Source organism: Spirochaeta isovalerica (assembly GCF_014207565.1).
Lineage (GTDB): Bacteria > Spirochaetota > Spirochaetia > DSM-2461 > DSM-2461 > Spirochaeta_F > Spirochaeta_F isovalerica.
Genome location: NZ_JACHGJ010000004.1, coordinates 37,939 through 56,106, shown reverse-complemented (window position 1 = coordinate 56,106; position 18,168 = coordinate 37,939). Strand labels below are relative to the sequence as shown.

Here is an 18,168-nt window from a genome sequence, read left to right as displayed (position 1 = left end):
ATATGTTTACTTGCCCGGCGGGAGAGTTGTATAATGGCGAAGAAGGTAATAAATGTTTGAAATTCAGCACATCGGCATCCCCGTCGAGGACATGGAAAAGACTGTTGCGTGGTACGGAGATATGGGGTTCTCTCCCCATTTCCGGACCGTTCTGAATGACGGAGTCAAAGTCGCCTTTATCGAAGTGGCCGGCACAATGCTCGAGTTTTATACGAGTCCTCTTTCCAAGCCGGACAATCCCGTGATCGGAGCCCTGCATTTTATTTCTCCCGAACTTGAAGGGACGTATTCCGGCCCGTCGGGGGAAAATCTGGTTTTTGAGAAAGGCGCCCTTGCGTCTTTAGCCTATATAGAACTTAACAGCTCCGATCCCGTTCAAACAGCAGATGATCTGGTTCTTCACAGCTTTGTGAAGGACGATGATTTTTTCCGCAATGGAAATGTACGGCTGAAGATAAGGGAAGTGTCGGAGGGTCTCGTGGCACCGGGACCTGTCAATCATATCGCTTTCGATGAAAAAGATCTGCAGGAGCGGTATGCCGCTGTCACTTCGAAAGGAATTCCCGTCGTAGAGGGGATCGCCGTACTGCCTTTTTTTGAGAACGGCGTCACCTATTTCGTAACGGAGAACCACGATGGTCTCAGACTCGAATACAATCAGTTCCTCTAATAAAGAAAAGAAGAAAAAAGAAAGTCCAAAGAAAGATATTGAAAAATAAAAGGAAAGAGATGTATAATTGCTTTTGATGCTGTTCTGCCCGTAAGGAGTTTGTGCAATGAATGTCAGTCTTTCCGAAAGAGAAAAGAAAATTCTTGATATACTGATGGAAGGCAATAATCCGTCGGTCAATGAAATCAGTGATTTGCTTGAAGTCTCTAAAGTGACCATCCGGAGCGATTTTACATCTCTGGAGGAAAAAGGGCTTATCGTCAGAACCCGGGGGGGAGCTTTTCCGGCTTTTCATCCTGACATTCTCGAAAGCCAGAAACATGCCGTTGAAGAAAAAAACCGCATTGCCAAAGCCGCCGCGGATATGATTAAGGACGGCGATACCATAATGATAAACGACGGAACGACCACAGCGCTCATTCCCAAATATCTGCTTGGAAAACGGGATATCCATATCGTAACAAACTCCACTCTCGTATTCACGTACGCCCGTATTAATCCGGCTCTGCACCTGACGCTGGTCGGAGGTTCATTTCAGCCATCTTCAGAAGCCATCGTCGGACCGGTGTCGCTGGTGGATCTGGAAAACTTTCACGTCAAATACGCCTTTGTGGGAACAAGCGGATTTTCGCTGGAAACGGGAATGACCACCGATCTGGTGGACGGCGCCGAAGTCATTAAGAAAATGAACCAGCAGGCCCGCAAAACCATACTCGTGGCGGATTCGACTAAATACGGAATGAACGGTTTTGTCAAAATTCTATCTCTCGACCATCTCGATTCCATCATATGTGACAGGGGGCTGCCGAGGGAGACTTTTGAAAAAATCCGCGAAAGCGGAACAGACATCCGTCTCGTATAAACCCACCCATAGACCAGAAGGTTTTTTTGATTATATACTGAAGTCGCATCAAAAAAATCATAAAAATATCAGGAGAATGTTTTAATGAAAACTGACAAAAACGCCAGGCTGGCAGCTGACACAATCCGTGTTCTTTCTGCCGAAGCTGTTCAAAAGGCCAATTCCGGACATCCCGGTATGCCCATGGGATGTGCCGATTTTGCATATACGCTCTGGAAAAAGCATATGCGTCACAACCCCGCCGATCCCGCATGGATCGGAAGAGACCGTTTCGTCCTCTCAGCGGGACACGGTTCCATGCTTCTTTATTCGCTCCTTCACCTTTTCGATTACGGCCTGTCCATGGAAGAACTCCAGAATTTCCGTCAGCTCGGAAGTCTGACTCCGGGACACCCCGAGTTCGGTCATACAGCCGGTGTCGACTGTACCACCGGACCTCTGGGAAGCGGTTTCGCATCAGCGGTTGGAATGGCAATGGCAGCGAAGAACTTTGCCGCCAGAACAGGTCTGGACAAAAGCGATCTGTTGAAAGATCAGAAAGTATATGTTATTTCCGGCGACGGCTGTATGCAGGAGGGAACGACTTCCGAAGCCGCTTCTCTGGCAGGACACCTCAAACTGGACAATCTTATTGTTTTTTACGATGACAATAAGATCACTATTGAAGGAAATACCGACAAGGCCTTCACTGAAGATGTGGCAAAGCGTTTCGAAGCCTATAACTGGAGAGTTCTCCATGTTGAAAACGGGAACGACCTCGATCAGAACGATATGGCTCTGACCGCAGCCCGCAAAAGCGACGGCAGACCGACTCTCATTATCGGAAAGACTACAATCGGATTCGGAGCTCCCAATAAGGGCGGTTCCCATAAAACCCACGGTGAGCCGCTCGGAGTCGAAGAGCTTGCTGCGACAAAAGAAGCGCTGGGTTTCAGCGCGGAACCCTTTACCGTTCCCGCGGAAGTCAAAACAGAAATCAGTGCCCGTATAAAGGAATTGAAAGAAGAGGCAGCAGCGTGGAATAAAGATTTTGAAGCCTACAGAAAAGCCGAAAGTTCCAGAGCGGCTCTCATCGATTCCCTTACTGGCAAAACCGTTCCAGAGAATCTTCTCGAAGAGCTCCTCAAGGCTGCTCCCGTAGAGGGCGCCATGGCGACCAGAGCCTCCAGCGGTAAAATCCTTCAGAAAGCGGCGGAACTGATTCCCTCTCTCATGGGGGGAGCAGCGGACCTCGCTCCTTCAACAAAATCGGATATCCAGGGAGAAACCAGCTTTCAGGCAGGTTCTTATGAGGGAAGAAACTTCCACTTCGGCGTAAGGGAACTCGGTATGGCCATGATTGCCAACGGTATGGCTCTTTACGGAGTGGCCATTCCCTACAGTTCGACTTTCTTCGTATTCTCCGATTACATGAAGCCGGCTATCAGACTGGCAGCCCTTCAGAAACTGAATCAGGTCTACATTCTGACTCATGATTCTTTCTTCGTCGGTGAAGACGGACCGACACATGAGCCTATCGAGCAGCTTCCCATGCTCAGAACTATTCCGGATATGACAGTTATCCGTCCAGCCGATGCCAATGAAGCGGCCCATGCCTGGAATCAGGCTGTCCGGATTCAGGGACCTGTGGCTCTCGTTCTGACAAGACAGAATCTTGCACCCCTATCGTCTGAACAGGCCGCAAAAATCGATATGTCCAGAGGGGCTTATATTCTCAGTGAAGATGCGGGATTCGATATGATTCTCATCGCCACCGGTTCGGAAGTGAACCTGGCTCTGGAGTCTGCGGAACTTCTGAGAAAAGAGGGGAAAAAAGTCAGAGTGGTTTCCATGCCTTCAAGAGAGATCTTCGAAAGACAGGACAAAGCTTACAGAGATTCCGTTCTGCCTTCCTCATGCACGAAAAGAGTCTCCATCGAAGCAGCGACCACTTACGGGTGGGGCAAATATGTGGGATTTGACGGTCTGGCGATCGGCATCGATCACTTCGGTGAATCGGCTCCTGCCGGCGTACTTCAGAAAAAATTCGGATTTGTTCCCGAAGCTGTTGTAGAGAAGATCAAAAAACATTTTGCATAAGCCGCTGACTTGAAAAGCAGGGACCGCCGGTTGGCGGTCCTTTTTTTACACCGGTTACAGCAATATTCTGTTTCCTGACCTTCAGATAGTTTTAAATTCTTTCAGGAAATCATTCAGTTCATCACGGAGTTTAAGAATTCTTTCCAGTGGAAAGTTTTCTCCGGCTTCGGTCGCAAGAGCTTCCGGAATATGGCAGGCTTGTTCTTCCATGTCTTTCCCTTTCTCTGTCAGTGAAATGATGACTTTTCTTTCATCATTTTCCGAACGGACTCTCCGGATTATACCTTTGCTTTCCATTCTCTTCAGAAGGGGAGTCAGCGTGTTGGAAGCCAGCATCAGTCTCTCTCCCAATTCCATGACTCCGGCTTCTCCCCTATCCCAGAGAACCAGAAGAATCAGGTACTGGGGATAGGTGATATCGAGTTTTTCAAGCAGAGGCTGATACATTCTTGTTACCAGTCGCGAAGCCGCATAGAGAGGGAAACAGAACTGGTTTTCCAGTTTCAGCTGTTCATATCCGCCCATATACTATTCACCGGAAAGAAGGGGCTCAATATACTTTTCCAGTTTTTCTGGCTCTGTGGAGGGGGAAAACCTTTTCCGGGGCTTACCGTCGGGTCCGATGAGAAATTTGGTAAAATTCCATTTGATAGCGGGACCTATGGCGCCGGGCAGCTCTTTTTTAAGATACTGATAGATGGGATGGGCTTCCGATCCGTTCACTTCTATTTTTCGGAATAGGGGAAAAGTCACACCGAAATTGACGGAACAGAACTTGTATATCTCCTCATCGGTGCCCGGCTCCTGGTGAGCAAACTGGTCGCAGGGGAAACCGAGAATCTCCAGACCCCTGTCCTTGTATTTTTCATAGAGTTTCTGCAATCCTTCATACTGAGGAGTAAAACCGCATTTGCTGGCTGTATTGACAACGAGAACGGTTTTTCCTTCAAATTTTTTCATTGATATATTTGTCCCTTGAACATCCCGGGCTTCTTTTTCATAAAATTCAGACATCTATAAGCTCCTTAACGATATTATCTATAACGAATATATCGCGCACGATATAAAAAGTCAAGAAATACATTCTTTTTCCTGTACTATAGGTTTCCCAATGTCTGTTACCCAGTGCTGTAAATAGTGGTTCTTTTAATAAAAACGACTATAATAATTAACAAAAAGGAATAACTATGGATTACAAATATCTGGGCAATACAGGAGTTCAGGTCTCTGAACTCTGTTTCGGTACAATGTCTTTCGGCGGTGATGCCGATAAGAGCACTTCTCTGGCTATGTACAAGAAAGCCCGGGACAGGGGTATCAATTTTTTCGATTGCGCCAATGTTTATCAGAAAGGACTGGCGGAAGAATATCTGGGGGAGTTTTCCTCTGCGGAAAGACAGGAGCTGATCCTGACTACCAAAGCTTATTTCCCCTTCGGAGATGGGATAAACAGCAAAGGTGCTTCGAGGAAACACCTCTTTGAGTCTCTCCATGCCAGTTTGAAACGGTTGAAGACAGATTATGTCGATCTGTTTTATATACACCGTTTTGACGACAATATGGATCTTGCCGACATAATGAGGACACTCGATGATATGGTCAGTCAGGGAAAAATTCTCTATCCTGCCGTGAGCAATTTCGCCGCCTGGCAGGTCGTCAAAGCCAACAGTATCGCATCGGAAAGGGGATACGCTCCCATCCGATGCATCCAGCCCATGTATAATCTGGCCAAGAGACAGGCTGAAGTGGAAATCCTTCCCATGGCTCAAAGCGAAAATATCGCTGTTACGTCCTACAGTCCTCTCGGCGGTGGACTTCTGACCGGCAAATACGGAAAAAACCGTAAACCCGAAACGGGAAGAATCGTGGCGAATAAAATGTATGGCCGGCGTTACGGCGATCAGATCAATTTCAATATTGCCGAAGCATTTACGGAATTCGCCGAAAAAAATAATATGAATCCAGTCTCTCTGGCTGTACGCTGGGTGGCAGCTCATTCCGCCGTTACCGCACCGATTATCGGCGCCAGAAATCCCGGGCAGCTCGAAGATTCGCTTGCTTCAGTTGACATAAATATGACAGAGGAAATGCGGAACGAAATTTCATCTTTTTCTCCCGAACCGCCTCCTGCAACCGACAGAAATGAAGAGAGCACCAGTTTCAACTACTCGGCGGTTCTTAAAAAATGAAACTGGCGCTCATGCAAATGGACATATTCTGGGAGGATAAGGACAAAAACCTCCGGAAAGCTGAGAAACTGATAGAGACTGCTGTCGAGCATGATTGTGCCATCGCCGTTTTTCCGGAAATGTTCGCCACCGGTTTTTCCATGAACGCTGAAAAAATCACAGAGGCTGAAAACGGAACGGTTGTCTCCACACTCAACCAGCTGGCGGCAAAATACGGAATTTCCCTAATTGCAGGAATCGCAGTCAAATCGGAAGGCTCTTATGAAAACAGGGCGTATATCATTAATTCCGATGGTGAAATCATCGATGTCTATACGAAGAATTACGGTTTTTCCTATTCCGGTGAAGATAAAATCTACAGTAACGGAGATAAGCAGATTGTCTTTGAAATTGAAGGTATGAAATCTTCGGTGTTTATCTGTTATGACCTTCGTTTTCCCGAGCTATTCAGGAGAGTGGCAAAAAGCGTCTCTGTTATCTTTGTCATCGCCAACTGGCCGGATAGCCGGATCGATCAATGGGATGCCCTTTTAAAAGCCCGCGCCATAGAGAATCAGTGCTTCGTCGTCGCCGTCAACAGAAAAGGAATCGATGGAAACGGTTTGCATTACAACGGGCATTCCGCCGTCTTCAGCCCTTCCGGTGACGAGGTCGAGCTGTTTCGACTGGACGGCGAATGCCGCTGCTTTGAAATCGATGAGGGCGAAACAGATTTTGTCAGACAGCGATTCCCTTTTTTAAAGGATATGAGAAACTGAATCCCTTGCTTCCCCCATCCGATCCCGACATCGGATATTAAAGAATATTCCCCGGATCATAACCGGCTGCTTCGGGATACGCCGTTTTCCATTTCTCCGCTTCAGCCATAAAAGCATCCACCTGGGCAGAAGCCGCTCCGACCAGTTCCTCTCCGCGGGAGAGAATCTGTTTAAGCTCATCCATGGTCAGGCCGAGCCTGTCATCGGCTGCCAGTCTGTCCAGGAGATCGTTGGAATCGATTACGCCGTTTCTCAGATCATGAACCGTGGCTACGGCATGCTCTTTAATCGCTTCATGAGCCGTCTCCCGTCCGGCGCCTTTCTTCACAGCTTCCATCATAATGGTTGTCGATGAGAGGAAAGGGAAATAATGGGTATTTTCACGCTCGATAACAGCGGGGAATATGGTCATCTGATTCAGAACTGTCAGAAATGTTTCAAACATCCCGTCGATCGCGTAGAAACTATCGGGGAGGGCAACTCTCCTGACAACGGAACAGGACACATCTCCTTCGTTCCACTGGTCTCCCGCCAGACCGGCCACCATATTCAGATATCCGTTGAGTATAAGATGAAAACCGTTGACTCTTTCGCAGGAACGGCTGTTCATTTTATGAGGCATGGCCGATGAACCAACCTGGCCTTTGGCAAATCCTTCGCTTGCCGTTTCATTTCCTGCCATGATACGGAGCGTTTTGGCAAAACTGGAGGGACCGCTGCTCAACTGATAGAGAGCGCTGACAACATGATGATCGAGACTACGGGGGTAAACCTGCCCGACAGCATTGAGACTGCGGCCGATGCCAAGATGGCCGACAATTTTCTCTTCCAGTAGCTTCACTTTCCCGCTGTCACCGTTAAAAAGGGTCAGCTGGTCCAGCTGAGTTCCCACGGCACCTTTTATACCCCGAACTGGATAATTGGCAATGACTCTATCGAGATTCTCAAGAGCCAGAAGGAGCTCCTGTCCGAACATGGCAATTCTCTTGCCGAGAGTGGTCGGCTGAGCCGCAACATTGTGGGTTCTGGCCGTGATTATCCGGTGTCGATAGAAATCGGCTTTTTCCGCCAGTTTTACCAGTGCCGCAACAGCTTTTGATCTGGTGAGTTCCAGTGCTTTATACACCTGGAGCTGTTCAACGTTTTCCGTCAGGTCCCGGCTGGTCATTCCCTTGTGGATGTGCTCTTTACCGGCCAGTTCGCAGAATTCCTCGATGCGCGATTTAACATCGTGTCGTGTGATTTTCTCCCTGTCTTTGATTGACTGTAAATTCACTGTATCGCGGACTTTTTCGTAAGCGGGGATGACATCGTCATCAATAGGGAGTCCCAGATCTTTCTGGGCTTTCAATACGGCAATCCATAGATCCCGTTCCAGCAGTATGCGTCCCCTGGGGGACCAAATTTCTTTCATCTTTTCAGATGCGTACCTTTGTGCCAGTACGTTTTCTATCTGTTCCATGTCAATTTATATCAGGATCATCCGATTCGGGTCAATGAAGCTCAGGAACCTTTGGATTTTTTTGCTTTTATAGTTTAGTCTGAAAGAATAGAATATGTTATATAGTGTTGAGTGAGGTCACTGAAGAATGAGCCGTATTACTGTTGAGAAAAAAGCGGATTCCGCCGAGATATTTTTTTCGGCAAATCTTGTATCGGAAACGGTTGAAGATTTGCGGGGAACGCTGAAGAAATTATTATCGGAACAGCTGAACCGTATTACTGTGAATTTCAACACTGTAGAAATGATCGATTCCATGGGAATCGGACTGATGGTATCCACCCATAACACACTGACCGCGAGGGGAGGAGAGCTGGTCATTACCAATCTCTCCCCGGATCTGCTGGAATTGTTTTCAGTTATGCGCCTCAACGAATTTTTTACCATTGAAAGCGCAAAATAGGATTACAATCAACGGAAAGAAACCTCTATATTGTCGCTGTCGTCAACCTTAACGCCGGCTTTTTCCAGGTCTCCCCTTATCTTTTCCAGATCGCTTTCGCCTTCTGAAGTCAGTTTCTTGAACAGATCATCGTTTTCGACGATTTTTTCAAAACTCATATCCATAATGGTAATGGCTGATTTATCGGAATAGAGAGCGTTGGTGTTTGTAATGGAACCGTTAAAATGGATTTTGAACCAGAAATGCATGGTTCTGTAGATCTGTTTCATCTGATCTATCTGAGCCTGCTCCTCCGCGGAAGGCTCTGAGGATTCCCATTCCTCTTCAGATTCTTCCATCATCTCTTCTTCGCTTTCCTGAGAGATAACTGTCAGTCTGGCCGTATTGCCTTTGGCGAAATCGAAAGTGATCCAGTCAGAATCGTCCCCCGTTTCTCCCGGCGTAGTCATAGGGGTCGGTGAGGTTTTCAGCTTTGTAATGTCACTGAAGGAATAAACCGCTTCATAACCTGCATAGATGTTATCTGCGGGAGAGGGGATGATCTTTTTCAGGACAACTCCTTCACCCATAATTCCAGCCATCTGCTCAAGCTGATCTCTATTGATCATATTAGGGTCGCTGGAGGACTCTCCCATATTCATAAAGGCCATGTACTCTCTCTGGACTTTAAATGTCTGAACCAGTTCTCCGCTTCCGTCTTTATTGACTGTGATGTCTATGCCGCTTTGCAGACATGATGACATGATACCTGCTACCGCTAAGAGAAGCAGGATTTTGCTGACTTTTTTCATAGATTTTCCTTTTTATTAAAACTTTTTGATTCAACAGAACAATTATAAGAGTTTCTGAGCAAAAAACAGGATTTTTTTGCAAAGAGCTCAAAAATATGAAAATTTGTCAGAATAATTTCAGTCTTCTATAATTATTACCATTAAGTAAAAAAGAAGAGAAAAAGAAAAAATATACTATTTCTGAATAATCCGGGAAAGGTTGTACAAACCAGACCAGTCGGTCATGCCGATGAGTGAGTCAGCCTTTTCTCTTAAAATTCGTCCAGAAGTACTTCTATATCTTTTTTGTAAATCGGTTTGGTAAGAATCCTGTATCTGCATGAAGCCAGTTTTTCTTTCAGCGCTTCTCTGAACAGACTGGAATCTCCTAAAGCTGTTATGAAAATAACCCGGCAGTCCTTATCGTAAGCGTAAATCTGTTCCGCTGCTTCGGGACCGGTCATGACATTCATATTATTATCCAGAGAAATGTAATCGGGTTTTCTCTTCCTGTAGGAGATGACAGCTGATTCTCCATTATCCACATAATCGATTACATTAAGCCCGAGCTCGGTAAAATAACGGCTCAGATAATACTGGACATAGAGTGAGTCATCGGCGATGATAATGGACTTTCCTTCAGGGTTCCGGTTCTTCAGGTGATCCAGTTTTCTGGCCATATGGGCCTGCTTTTCCTCTTTTCTTTCTTTCCTTATTTCCGACAGGAGAGACGTGAAAACAGCGGAATCAAGATCTTCAACGTCTTCGCGCCCCTGCAGCTGATAGAGTGTTCTATAAGTTTCCGCCCGGGAGCGGATCGAGTCGAGCGGGCTTTCGAACCATTCGGACAGTTCCTTCAGCATCCCCTGGAAGTCTTCAACTTGATAGGGAGGCAGGCTTATGGAAAAAACAGCTCCCCCCCGGGGATTGTCCGATATGGTCAGCGTCCCGCCCTCCTGACGGATGATATTATTAGTTATCCAGAGCCCGCGGCCGGTTCCCTCTATTTCTTCATTCAACTCCCGGCGGTAGAATTTTTCCAGGATCTTTTCTTTTTCCGCATCGGGAATTCCCGAACCGAAATCTATTATATGTATCTGAACCTTTTTGTTTCTCTCGCAGAAGATTCTCACTTCATTGCCGGTCCCGGTGTATTTCAAAGCATTTTCGATAAGGTTTGAAAGGGCGTTTTTTAAAAGAGCCGTTGTCTGAACGTAGAGAAATTCGGGAGATTTATATTCAACGCGGATTCTGTCGTGAGCCTGCAGTGGAACCCTTTTTTCCGTTACACGGATTGTCTCCAGAATTTCAGGAAGAGAGGTTATTCTCTTTTTCGATGACATGATTCCCGTAGCTTCGCTTATCAGCTCTTCAATCTCGCAGATGGATTCTTCCATGGAGTTTTTCAGATTCGCATCCTCGACCTGATCAGCATCATATTTAAGACTTATAAAATGATTCTTCGTGTCATGGGAAAGCAGATCAAGGCTAGTTTCAAGTTTTGTCTGCTGGTCTCTCAGTTGCCTCGTCCTTTCCTGCACTTTGGTTTCAATAGCCTTTTCTGTTTCCCGCTGCTTTTCCAGAATATGGTTGAAGTCCGATTTCACAAGAGCCAGAGCTTCATAAATTTTCCGGTAAGGGCTTTGTTCATCAATTTCAAGCGAAGGCATTGTATTAGAATCGAGATCCCAGCTCATTGCGCTAATATAGTAAAAGAGCTTTTCCACGTCAGGATCGGAGAAGTCATTATCATGGGAAATCTTAGAGTCGGAACGGCTTGATGCCAGAAGAAGTTCTGCTTCATTCAAAGCTTCGCTATAAGTCTTATATAGATGCAGAGGAAAATCTCTACTGTAAAGTCTTCGACCCAGTTCAAAAGACCATCTGATAAAGGGCGGACCGTTGAAGCCCATCAATCCCAGAAGATATCCCCGTTCCTGTTCTTCCAGAAGATGCCGGGTGAAAATCATCCGGTTATTTTTTGATATTTTACCCCGTATCTGCGAGTAATCCTTCAATTCGACATGGGGTTTATGGTACAGACCGGTTTCCTCGAGGAATTCTTTTCTTTTAAGAAGAAACCCGGAAAGACCTTCGCCTCTACTATCTCCCGAGGGCAGTGAAAGAAGGAAACAATCACCTACCGTCCTGAATGAAACAGAGTAATCTTCGGTTATTTGGATGTTTTCCCATTGAGGATATATTTTGATTTCTTCCAGAAGATTCCTCCTCCCTATTAATTATCCGATAAAATCAGTTGAATTCAAGATAGACCATTATGAAATTCTAAAATTAGAGAAAGAAATAAAAAAGTAATAAGAAAGTAAAAAGAAAGAATAAAGAAAAAGAGTATTGACTAAAACTCTTAAGCGAAAGATAATAAAAACCATAACGAAATGTTAAAAAAACCGGATAAAAAGCGGATTTGCTGTTAAATAGGAGAGAATTGTGGCGGAAAAAGTTTTAATGCCCAAACAGGGAAACTCTGTAGAGTCCTGTATCATTGTTTCATGGCTTAAGAAAGAGGGAGAAGTCGTCGCTGTTGGCGATATCCTTTGTGAAGTTGAGACAGATAAGGCTACAATCGAAGTCGAATCGGGATTCGAAGGCACTCTGCTCAAGATTTTTTATGAAGAAGACGCCGAGGTACCGGTGCACGAAATGATTGCTCTTATCGGTGAGCCCGGTGAAGATATCAGTGGCTTTTCTGCCGGTGGTGAAGAGGAATCCCCTGCAGAAAATTCTCCCTCAGCTTCTGAAGGAAGCAAATCTCCTGCTGCAGAACCTGCTCAGGCTGCCGTTCAGGTTCCCGCGACGCAGGTCGCCGAAGCCGTTGAAGGGAAAAGAGCCGGTTCTCCCAGAGCCATGAATCTGGCCGCCGCCAAAGGAATAGATATTCGCACAGTTGCCGGTTCAGGACCGGATGGACGGGTTATTGAAAGAGATATCCTGAATCTGACAAAAGACTATCCCTCACTCTCTCCCGCCGCAATCGAGGAGCTCTTTAAATCCGGTAAGCCCTTGCCTGTTAAAGGCAGCGGAATCGGAGGACGGGTTCTTCTTTCCGATGTTCAGAACAGCGAAGCGGCCCTTCAGCCTTCTGCTCCATCAGCCGCCGGAGCGTATACAGCTTTTCCCGGTCCTGTCGAAGACATCAAAGTGCGGGGTATCCGTAAAATTACAGCTGAGAGAATGTTCGATTCCCTTGCGACGACAGCTCAGCTCACTCTTAATTCCTCCGCCGATGCGACAGCTATCCTGGCTCTCAGAAAGAAAATTAAAAACAGCGATGAATCTATGGGACTGCAGAAAATCACTATCAACGATATGATTCTCTACGCCGTGGCGAAAACGCTGCCGAAATATCCCGAACTGAATGAGCATTTTTTCGGCGATACGATCCGCCGTTTTGAAAAAGTGCATCTGGGATGCGCCGTCAATACGGAGAGAGGCCTGCTCGTTCCGGTTATCAAGGACGCGGGCGCCTATTCTCTCAAGGGAATTTCGGAAAAAGGCAAGGAGCTTTTCGGAGCCGCCCATGCCGGGAAATCCAATCCCGACGATCTGCAGGGCGGAACATTTACCATAACCAATCTCGGGTCCATGGGCATCGAGAGTTTCACACCGGTTCTCAACAAACCGGAAGTGGGAATCCTCGGAGTCTGTTCAGTCAACCTCAAACCTGTAGAAAGAAACGGCGAAGTGAAGTTCGTACCCTATATGGGTCTGTCTCTTACGATTGACCATCAGGCTGTGGACGGCGCTCCCGGAGCGGCTTTTCTGCAGGAACTCGTTAAAGCTATAGAAAATATCGATCTGCTCACAGCAGTATAAGGGGAGATTAATGTACGATATCATTATTATCGGATCCGGTCCCGGCGGTTATCTTGCTGCCGAAAGGGCGGGAGCCAGAGGGAAGAAAGTCCTTATCATTGAAAAGGAACACCTCGGCGGTGTCTGTCTCAACAGGGGCTGTATTCCCACAAAAAGCCTTTTGAACTCTTCAAAACTCTACAAGAAAGCTCTTCACAGCGAGCAGTTCGGCGTCCATGCCGAGAATGTCTCTTTCAATATGGAAGAGGCCATGGCCTGGAAACAGGAAGTTGTTATGCACAATCGCAATGGCGTCGCTTTCCTTATGAAACACAATAAAGTGGACGTCATCGAAGGCGAAGCCTTCTTCAAGGGCGGCAGGAAGGTTCAGGTCGACGGAAAGGAATATGAAGGTGAGACTATCATATTAGCTACCGGTTCCCGTCCTTTCATTCTTCCCATACCCGGTGCCGACAGTCCCCATGTCAAAACCAGTCGTGAAGTTCTTGAGCTGAAAGAGCTTCCCGAAAAGGTTGCCGTTATCGGCGGCGGTGTTATCGGCCTGGAATTCGCTTCCTTTTTCTCCAATCTCGGTATTCAGACAGATATCATCGAGATGATGGATGAGATCGTACCTTTTATGGACAGAGACCTGGCAAAAGTTATGAGGCGGGAAATGAAAGCTGTCAATTTCAACCTTTCCTGCAAAGTGGAAAAGATAGACGGTAAGAAGGTTTTCTATACAGATAAAAAGGGGAAGGAGAACAGCATCGAAGCGGATCTTATCCTCATGTCTGTCGGCAGGCGGCCCAATATAGAGAACTTTGAAGGAGCCGGTCTGGATATCGAAAGAGGCAGGATCAAAGTAGATGATAAAATGCGGACCAATCTTCCCGGTGTTTATGCCATTGGAGATGTCACAGGTAAATCACTACTGGCACACTCAGCCTACCGCATGGGCGAAGTGGCTGTAAACAACATCTGCGGAGGCGACGACCATATGCGGTACAAGGCTGTTCCCTGGGCGGTTTACAGCCATCCCGAAGCGGCCGGTGTCGGAATGACAGAGAGTGAAGCCAAGGAAAAAGGATTCAATGTAAAAGCCGCTTCCATGCAGATGCGTGGAAATGGAAGGTTCTTTGCGGAAAACGGAAAAGCCTCCGGTGTTTGTAAAGTCGTCGTTGATGCGGATTCGGATGTGATTCTCGGGGTCCACATGCTCGGCGGCATGTGCAGCGAGATCATTGCGGCCGGTTCAACCATGATAGAAGCTGAACTGAGAGTCAGCGAAGTTAAAGAAATCATTTTCCCCCATCCCTCGGTATCGGAAATCATCAAAGATACCCTCTGGGCGTTGTAATAAAGGAGTTTAAGAATGCCAAGATCACAAGTAGTCGATCCCATCGAAGTAAGAAAATCAGATGTAATAAAGATCAAGGATATCCCGGTTAATCAGTATAAACCGGACATAAAGAAAGAGCTGAAAAAATACGGTAAAGAGGGGCTGAAAAATATCTATTACGATATGCTGATGGTCCGCGAGTTCGAGATGATGCTCAACTCCATTAAAACCGAAGGTTCCTACAACGGAATCGCCTACAATCACAGAGGTCCCGCTCACCTTTCCGCCGGACAGGAATCCGCTTCTGTCGGGCAGAGCTATCACCTTACGGCCGATGACTTTATCTTCGGTTCCCACAGATCCCACGGAGAAATCCTATCCAAGTCTTTTTCCGCTGTCAGACAGATGGATGACAAAGATCTGACCGGTATCATGGAAAACTTTTTCGGCGGAGACTGCCTCAGAGTGGTTGAAAAAGGATACAAAAACGGCGATACGAAAGACCTGGCTGAAAACTTTGTTCTCTACGGTGCTCTGGCTGAAATCTTCGCCCGTGCGACGGGATTCAACAAGGGTCTCGGCGGTTCCATGCATACTTTCTTTTCTCCTTTCGGAAGCATGCCCAATAACGCCATCGTAGGGGGGAGCGCTGATATCAGTATGGGTGCCGCACTCTACAAAAGAGTAAACAGAAAACCCGGAATCGTAATCGGAAATATCGGAGATGCTTCTCTGGGATGCGGTCCTGTCTGGGAAGCTCTTTCCATGGGATCCATGGATCAGTACACCACTCTGTGGGACAAGTCTCTGGGAGGCAATCCCCCCTGGATGCTCAATATCTTCAATAACTTCTACGGAATGGGCGGACAGACGTCCGGTGAGACAATGGGTTACGGACTGGCTGCCAGAGTGGGCGCCGGAGTTAATCCCGACAATATGCACACCGAAAGAGTGGACGGTTTCAATCCTCTCGCCGTGGCTGATGCCATGGAGAGAAAGAAAAAACTTCTCCTCGAAGGTAAAGGTCCTGTCTTTATGGAAACCATTACCTACAGACTTTCCGGTCACTCTCCCTCCGATGCCTCTTCCTACAGATCCAAAGAGGAGATCGATTCATTCAGAGAAAATGACAGCCTCGAAGGATACGGTAAATATCTCCTTGAGAACGGCGTCATAAGCGAAAGTGATCAGGAAGCTATGAAGACAAAAGTTGTTGAAAAAATCACCAACACCATGTCTCTGGCCATTAACGATGAAGTTTCTCCCCATGTAAACGGGGCCTTTATCGAGTCGGTCATGTTTTCCAACGGAAACGAACCGAAACTCGACGACAGAGAGCCTGAAGTTCTCACTCCCAAAGAGGAGAATCCCCAGGTTAAATCCAATGCCAGAAAGAACAGATTCGCCTTCGATGAGAACGGCAAACCCTATTCGGCGGCCAGAACCTTTACACTCAGAGATGGACTTTTCGAAGCCATGTTGCACCGGTTCTACGAAGATCCGACAATGGTCGCCTACGGTGAGGAGAACAGAGACTGGGGCGGTGCCTTTGCTGTATACCGCGGTCTCACAGAAGCCCTGCCATACCACAGACTTTTCAACTCTCCCATTTCCGAAGCGGCGATTGTCGGTTCCGCTGTCGGGTACGCCATGAGCGGCGGGCGGGCCGTTGCCGAGCTGATGTACTGCGACTTCATGGGCCGGGCGGGAGATGAAATATTCAACCAGATGCCCAAATGGCAGTCCATGAGCGGCGGAGTTCTGAAGATGCCGCTCGTCCTGAGAGTTTCTGTCGGTAATAAATACGGTGCACAGCACTCCCAGGACTGGACGGCTCTTACAGCTCATATTCCCGGTCTGAAAGTTATGTTCCCCACAACTCCCTACGATGCCAAAGGTATGCTCAACCTGGCTCTGAGAGGAACCGATCCTGTTATCTTCTTCGAAAGCCAGAAACTATACGGCATCGGCGAGCAGTTCGAAAAAGAGGGCGTTCCCGAAGGCTACTACGAGATTCCCGAAGGCGAGCCGGCTATCAGAAGAGAAGGTAAGGACATCACTATCCTGACAATCGGATCGACAATTTATACAGCCATGGACGCCGCTGAGAAACTTAAAGCGGAGCACGGCCTGGAAGCGGAAGTCATCGATATGAGATTTATGAATCCCCTCAATTACGAGAAGATTATCGAGTCCGTTAAAAAAACAGGTAAAATCCTGCTCGCTTCCGATGCCAGCGAAAGAGGTTCATTCCTCCACACGGCAGCGTCTCACATCAGCCGTCAGGCTTTTGACTATCTCGATGCTCCTCCCGTTGTTGTCGGCGCCATGAACTGGATTACGCCTCCCGCCGAAATGGAAGATTATTTCTTCCCGAGCGCTGACTGGCTGATCGATGCCGTTCATGAGCAGATTCTGCCCCTGCCCGGTTACACGGCAAAGAGTAACCAGACAAATGGCGAAGTTTTAAGAAGAAACAAAGAGGGAGTCTGATTTATGGGTCAAATCAATCTGACCAACCTGAAAAAAAAGGCCGGCGAAGCAGTCGCCGAGCCGAAAAACGATGAAGTGAACAACCACGTCCACACGACCTATTCATTCAGTCCCTATACGCCCGCCGGGGCGGCTTTTCATGCCTGGAAAGCCGGGCTCGGTGCTGTGGGGATTATGGATCACGACAGCATTTCCGGTGCATATGAAATAATTGAAGCGGCGAAAATTCTGGGTATCGCTTCAACCTGCGGTTTCGAGGTACGTGTCAATATGTACGGAACGAAACTGGAAGGGAAGAAGATTAACAATCCCGACTCGGAAAATATCGCTTATATGGCGGTACACGGAGTTCCGCAGAATAAATTCCCCCTTGTGGAAGCTTTTCTGGCTCCTATCTGTGTTGAACGGAACAAAAGAAACAGGAAAGAGGTGGAGAAGCTCAACGAGCTGATCCAGGATTTCCCGATCGAGCAGATCGATTTTGACAGAGATGTTCTGGCCATCTCCAATGCGGGAATCAAGGGAAGCATTACCGAACGTCATATTCTCTATGCCCTGGCCGGGAAAATCCTCGATCAATTCGGAAAAGGGGAGGACACTGTCCGCTTTCTTGAAGAGACGATGAAAATCAGTCTCAGCTCTAAAATCAGAGAATTCCTTCTCGACGAATCGAATCCCCACTATCAGTACGATCTTCTGGGTGTTATGAAATCCAATTTCCTTCCACGGTTTTTTATACAGCCCGATCACGATGAGTGCATCAATGTGCAGGTCGTTGTGAATTTCGCCAATTCCATCGGCGCCATTCCCGCTTATGCCTATCTGGGAGATGTAACGGATAGTGCAACAGGTGATAAGAAAGCTGAGAAGTTCGAAGACGATTATCTGGACCTTCTCTTTGAGGAATTGAAAAGGATAGGCTTCCGGGCCGTAACCTATATGCCGCCCCGCAACACAAAAGAACAGCTGAAACGGGTTCAGAAACTCAGCAGCGAATTCGGATTGATGGAGATCAGCGGCGTGGATATCAACTCCTCCCGTCAGTCTTTTCACTGCCCGGAAGTCCTCGATCCCGATTTCTCCCACCTGATAGATGCGACCTGGGCTCTCATAGCCCATGAAAAACTGACTGACGGTGATCCTGATCTCAATCTGTTCAGTAAAGAAAATCCCCTTGCGGGACTGTCTCTCGATGAGAGAATCTTCCGGTATGGTAAAGCCGGTCGTCTTCTCGATCCGTCTGATCCGGTTATAACCGGGCAAATCAGAGAAATATTGAAGTAGAAGG

Annotated in this window: 15 protein-coding genes; 10 read left to right on the top strand and 5 right to left on the bottom strand. The window is 47.3% G+C overall.

The window, feature by feature from the left end; genetic code table 11:
* The first annotated feature begins 52 nt into the window (after positions 1–52).
* From HNR50_RS11670 to tkt, 3 genes are all read left to right on the top strand, one after another.
* A complete protein-coding gene (locus HNR50_RS11670) occupies positions 53–670 on the top strand; it encodes a VOC family protein (RefSeq protein ID WP_184746954.1) in 618 nt (205 codons plus the stop codon).
* A 106-nt stretch (positions 671–776) separates the two neighbouring features.
* Complete coding sequence (locus HNR50_RS11665) at positions 777–1,532, top strand: DeoR/GlpR family DNA-binding transcription regulator (protein WP_184746953.1); 756 nt, start codon at positions 777–779, stop codon at positions 1,530–1,532.
* Positions 1,533–1,616: 84 nt separating this feature from the next.
* A complete protein-coding gene (tkt, locus tag HNR50_RS11660) occupies positions 1,617–3,611 on the top strand; it encodes a transketolase (RefSeq protein WP_184746952.1) in 1,995 nt (664 codons plus the stop codon).
* Between the two features lie 81 nt (positions 3,612–3,692).
* Here the strand turns inward: tkt and HNR50_RS11655 are convergent, their stop codons facing one another.
* Both HNR50_RS11655 and HNR50_RS11650 read right to left on the bottom strand, forming a co-directional pair.
* Complete coding sequence (locus HNR50_RS11655) at positions 3,693–4,136, bottom strand: MarR family winged helix-turn-helix transcriptional regulator (RefSeq protein WP_184746951.1); 444 nt, start codon at positions 4,134–4,136, stop codon at positions 3,693–3,695.
* 3 nt (positions 4,137–4,139) lie between these two features.
* Entirely contained in the window at positions 4,140–4,625 is a 486-nt protein-coding gene (locus HNR50_RS11650; RefSeq protein WP_184746950.1) for a glutathione peroxidase, read from the bottom strand.
* Positions 4,626–4,798: 173 nt separating this feature from the next.
* Between HNR50_RS11650 and HNR50_RS11645 the strand changes: the two genes are divergently transcribed.
* Both HNR50_RS11645 and HNR50_RS11640 read left to right on the top strand, forming a co-directional pair.
* On the top strand, positions 4,799–5,800 hold the full coding sequence (locus HNR50_RS11645; RefSeq protein ID WP_184746949.1) for an aldo/keto reductase: 1,002 nt from the start codon (positions 4,799–4,801) through the stop codon (positions 5,798–5,800).
* Positions 5,797–6,558, top strand: a complete 762-nt coding sequence (locus tag HNR50_RS11640; RefSeq protein WP_184746948.1) for a carbon-nitrogen family hydrolase — start codon at positions 5,797–5,799, stop codon at positions 6,556–6,558. Before HNR50_RS11645 ends, HNR50_RS11640 begins: the two co-directional genes overlap by 4 nt.
* 37 nt (positions 6,559–6,595) lie before the next feature.
* Here HNR50_RS11640 and purB read toward each other — a convergent pair whose 3' ends face one another.
* On the bottom strand, positions 6,596–8,020 hold the full coding sequence (gene purB, locus HNR50_RS11635; RefSeq protein WP_184746947.1) for an adenylosuccinate lyase: 1,425 nt from the start codon (positions 8,018–8,020) through the stop codon (positions 6,596–6,598).
* 127 nt (positions 8,021–8,147) lie between these two features.
* Here purB and HNR50_RS11630 point away from each other — a divergent pair, with 127 nt between their 5' ends.
* Complete coding sequence (locus HNR50_RS11630) at positions 8,148–8,462, top strand: STAS domain-containing protein (RefSeq protein ID WP_184746946.1); 315 nt, start codon at positions 8,148–8,150, stop codon at positions 8,460–8,462.
* Between the two features lie 8 nt (positions 8,463–8,470).
* On the opposite strand, the gene HNR50_RS11625 is transcribed toward HNR50_RS11630, so the two are convergent.
* Positions 8,471–9,253 (bottom strand): hypothetical protein, encoded by a 783-nt coding sequence (locus HNR50_RS11625; protein WP_184746945.1) that lies wholly within the window; start codon positions 9,251–9,253, stop codon positions 8,471–8,473.
* 251 nt (positions 9,254–9,504) lie between these two features.
* Complete coding sequence (locus HNR50_RS11620; RefSeq protein WP_184746944.1) at positions 9,505–11,202, bottom strand: hybrid sensor histidine kinase/response regulator; 1,698 nt, start codon at positions 11,200–11,202, stop codon at positions 9,505–9,507.
* Positions 11,203–11,680: 478 nt separating this feature from the next.
* Between HNR50_RS11620 and HNR50_RS11615 the strand changes: the two genes are divergently transcribed.
* From HNR50_RS11615 to HNR50_RS11600, 4 genes are read left to right on the top strand one after another with little or no spacing between them, the layout of a single operon-like run.
* A complete protein-coding gene (locus HNR50_RS11615) occupies positions 11,681–13,066 on the top strand; it encodes a 2-oxo acid dehydrogenase subunit E2 (RefSeq protein ID WP_184746943.1) in 1,386 nt (461 codons plus the stop codon).
* Positions 13,067–13,076: 10 nt separating this feature from the next.
* Positions 13,077–14,405, top strand: a complete 1,329-nt coding sequence (lpdA, locus tag HNR50_RS11610) for a dihydrolipoyl dehydrogenase (RefSeq protein ID WP_184746942.1) — start codon at positions 13,077–13,079, stop codon at positions 14,403–14,405.
* Between the two features lie 15 nt (positions 14,406–14,420).
* Positions 14,421–16,880 (top strand): alpha-ketoacid dehydrogenase subunit alpha/beta, encoded by a 2,460-nt coding sequence (locus HNR50_RS11605; RefSeq protein ID WP_184746941.1) that lies wholly within the window; start codon positions 14,421–14,423, stop codon positions 16,878–16,880.
* 3 nt (positions 16,881–16,883) lie between these two features.
* Positions 16,884–18,164 (top strand): PHP domain-containing protein, encoded by a 1,281-nt coding sequence (locus tag HNR50_RS11600; protein ID WP_184746940.1) that lies wholly within the window; start codon positions 16,884–16,886, stop codon positions 18,162–18,164.
* The last annotated feature ends 4 nt before the right edge of the window (positions 18,165–18,168 follow it).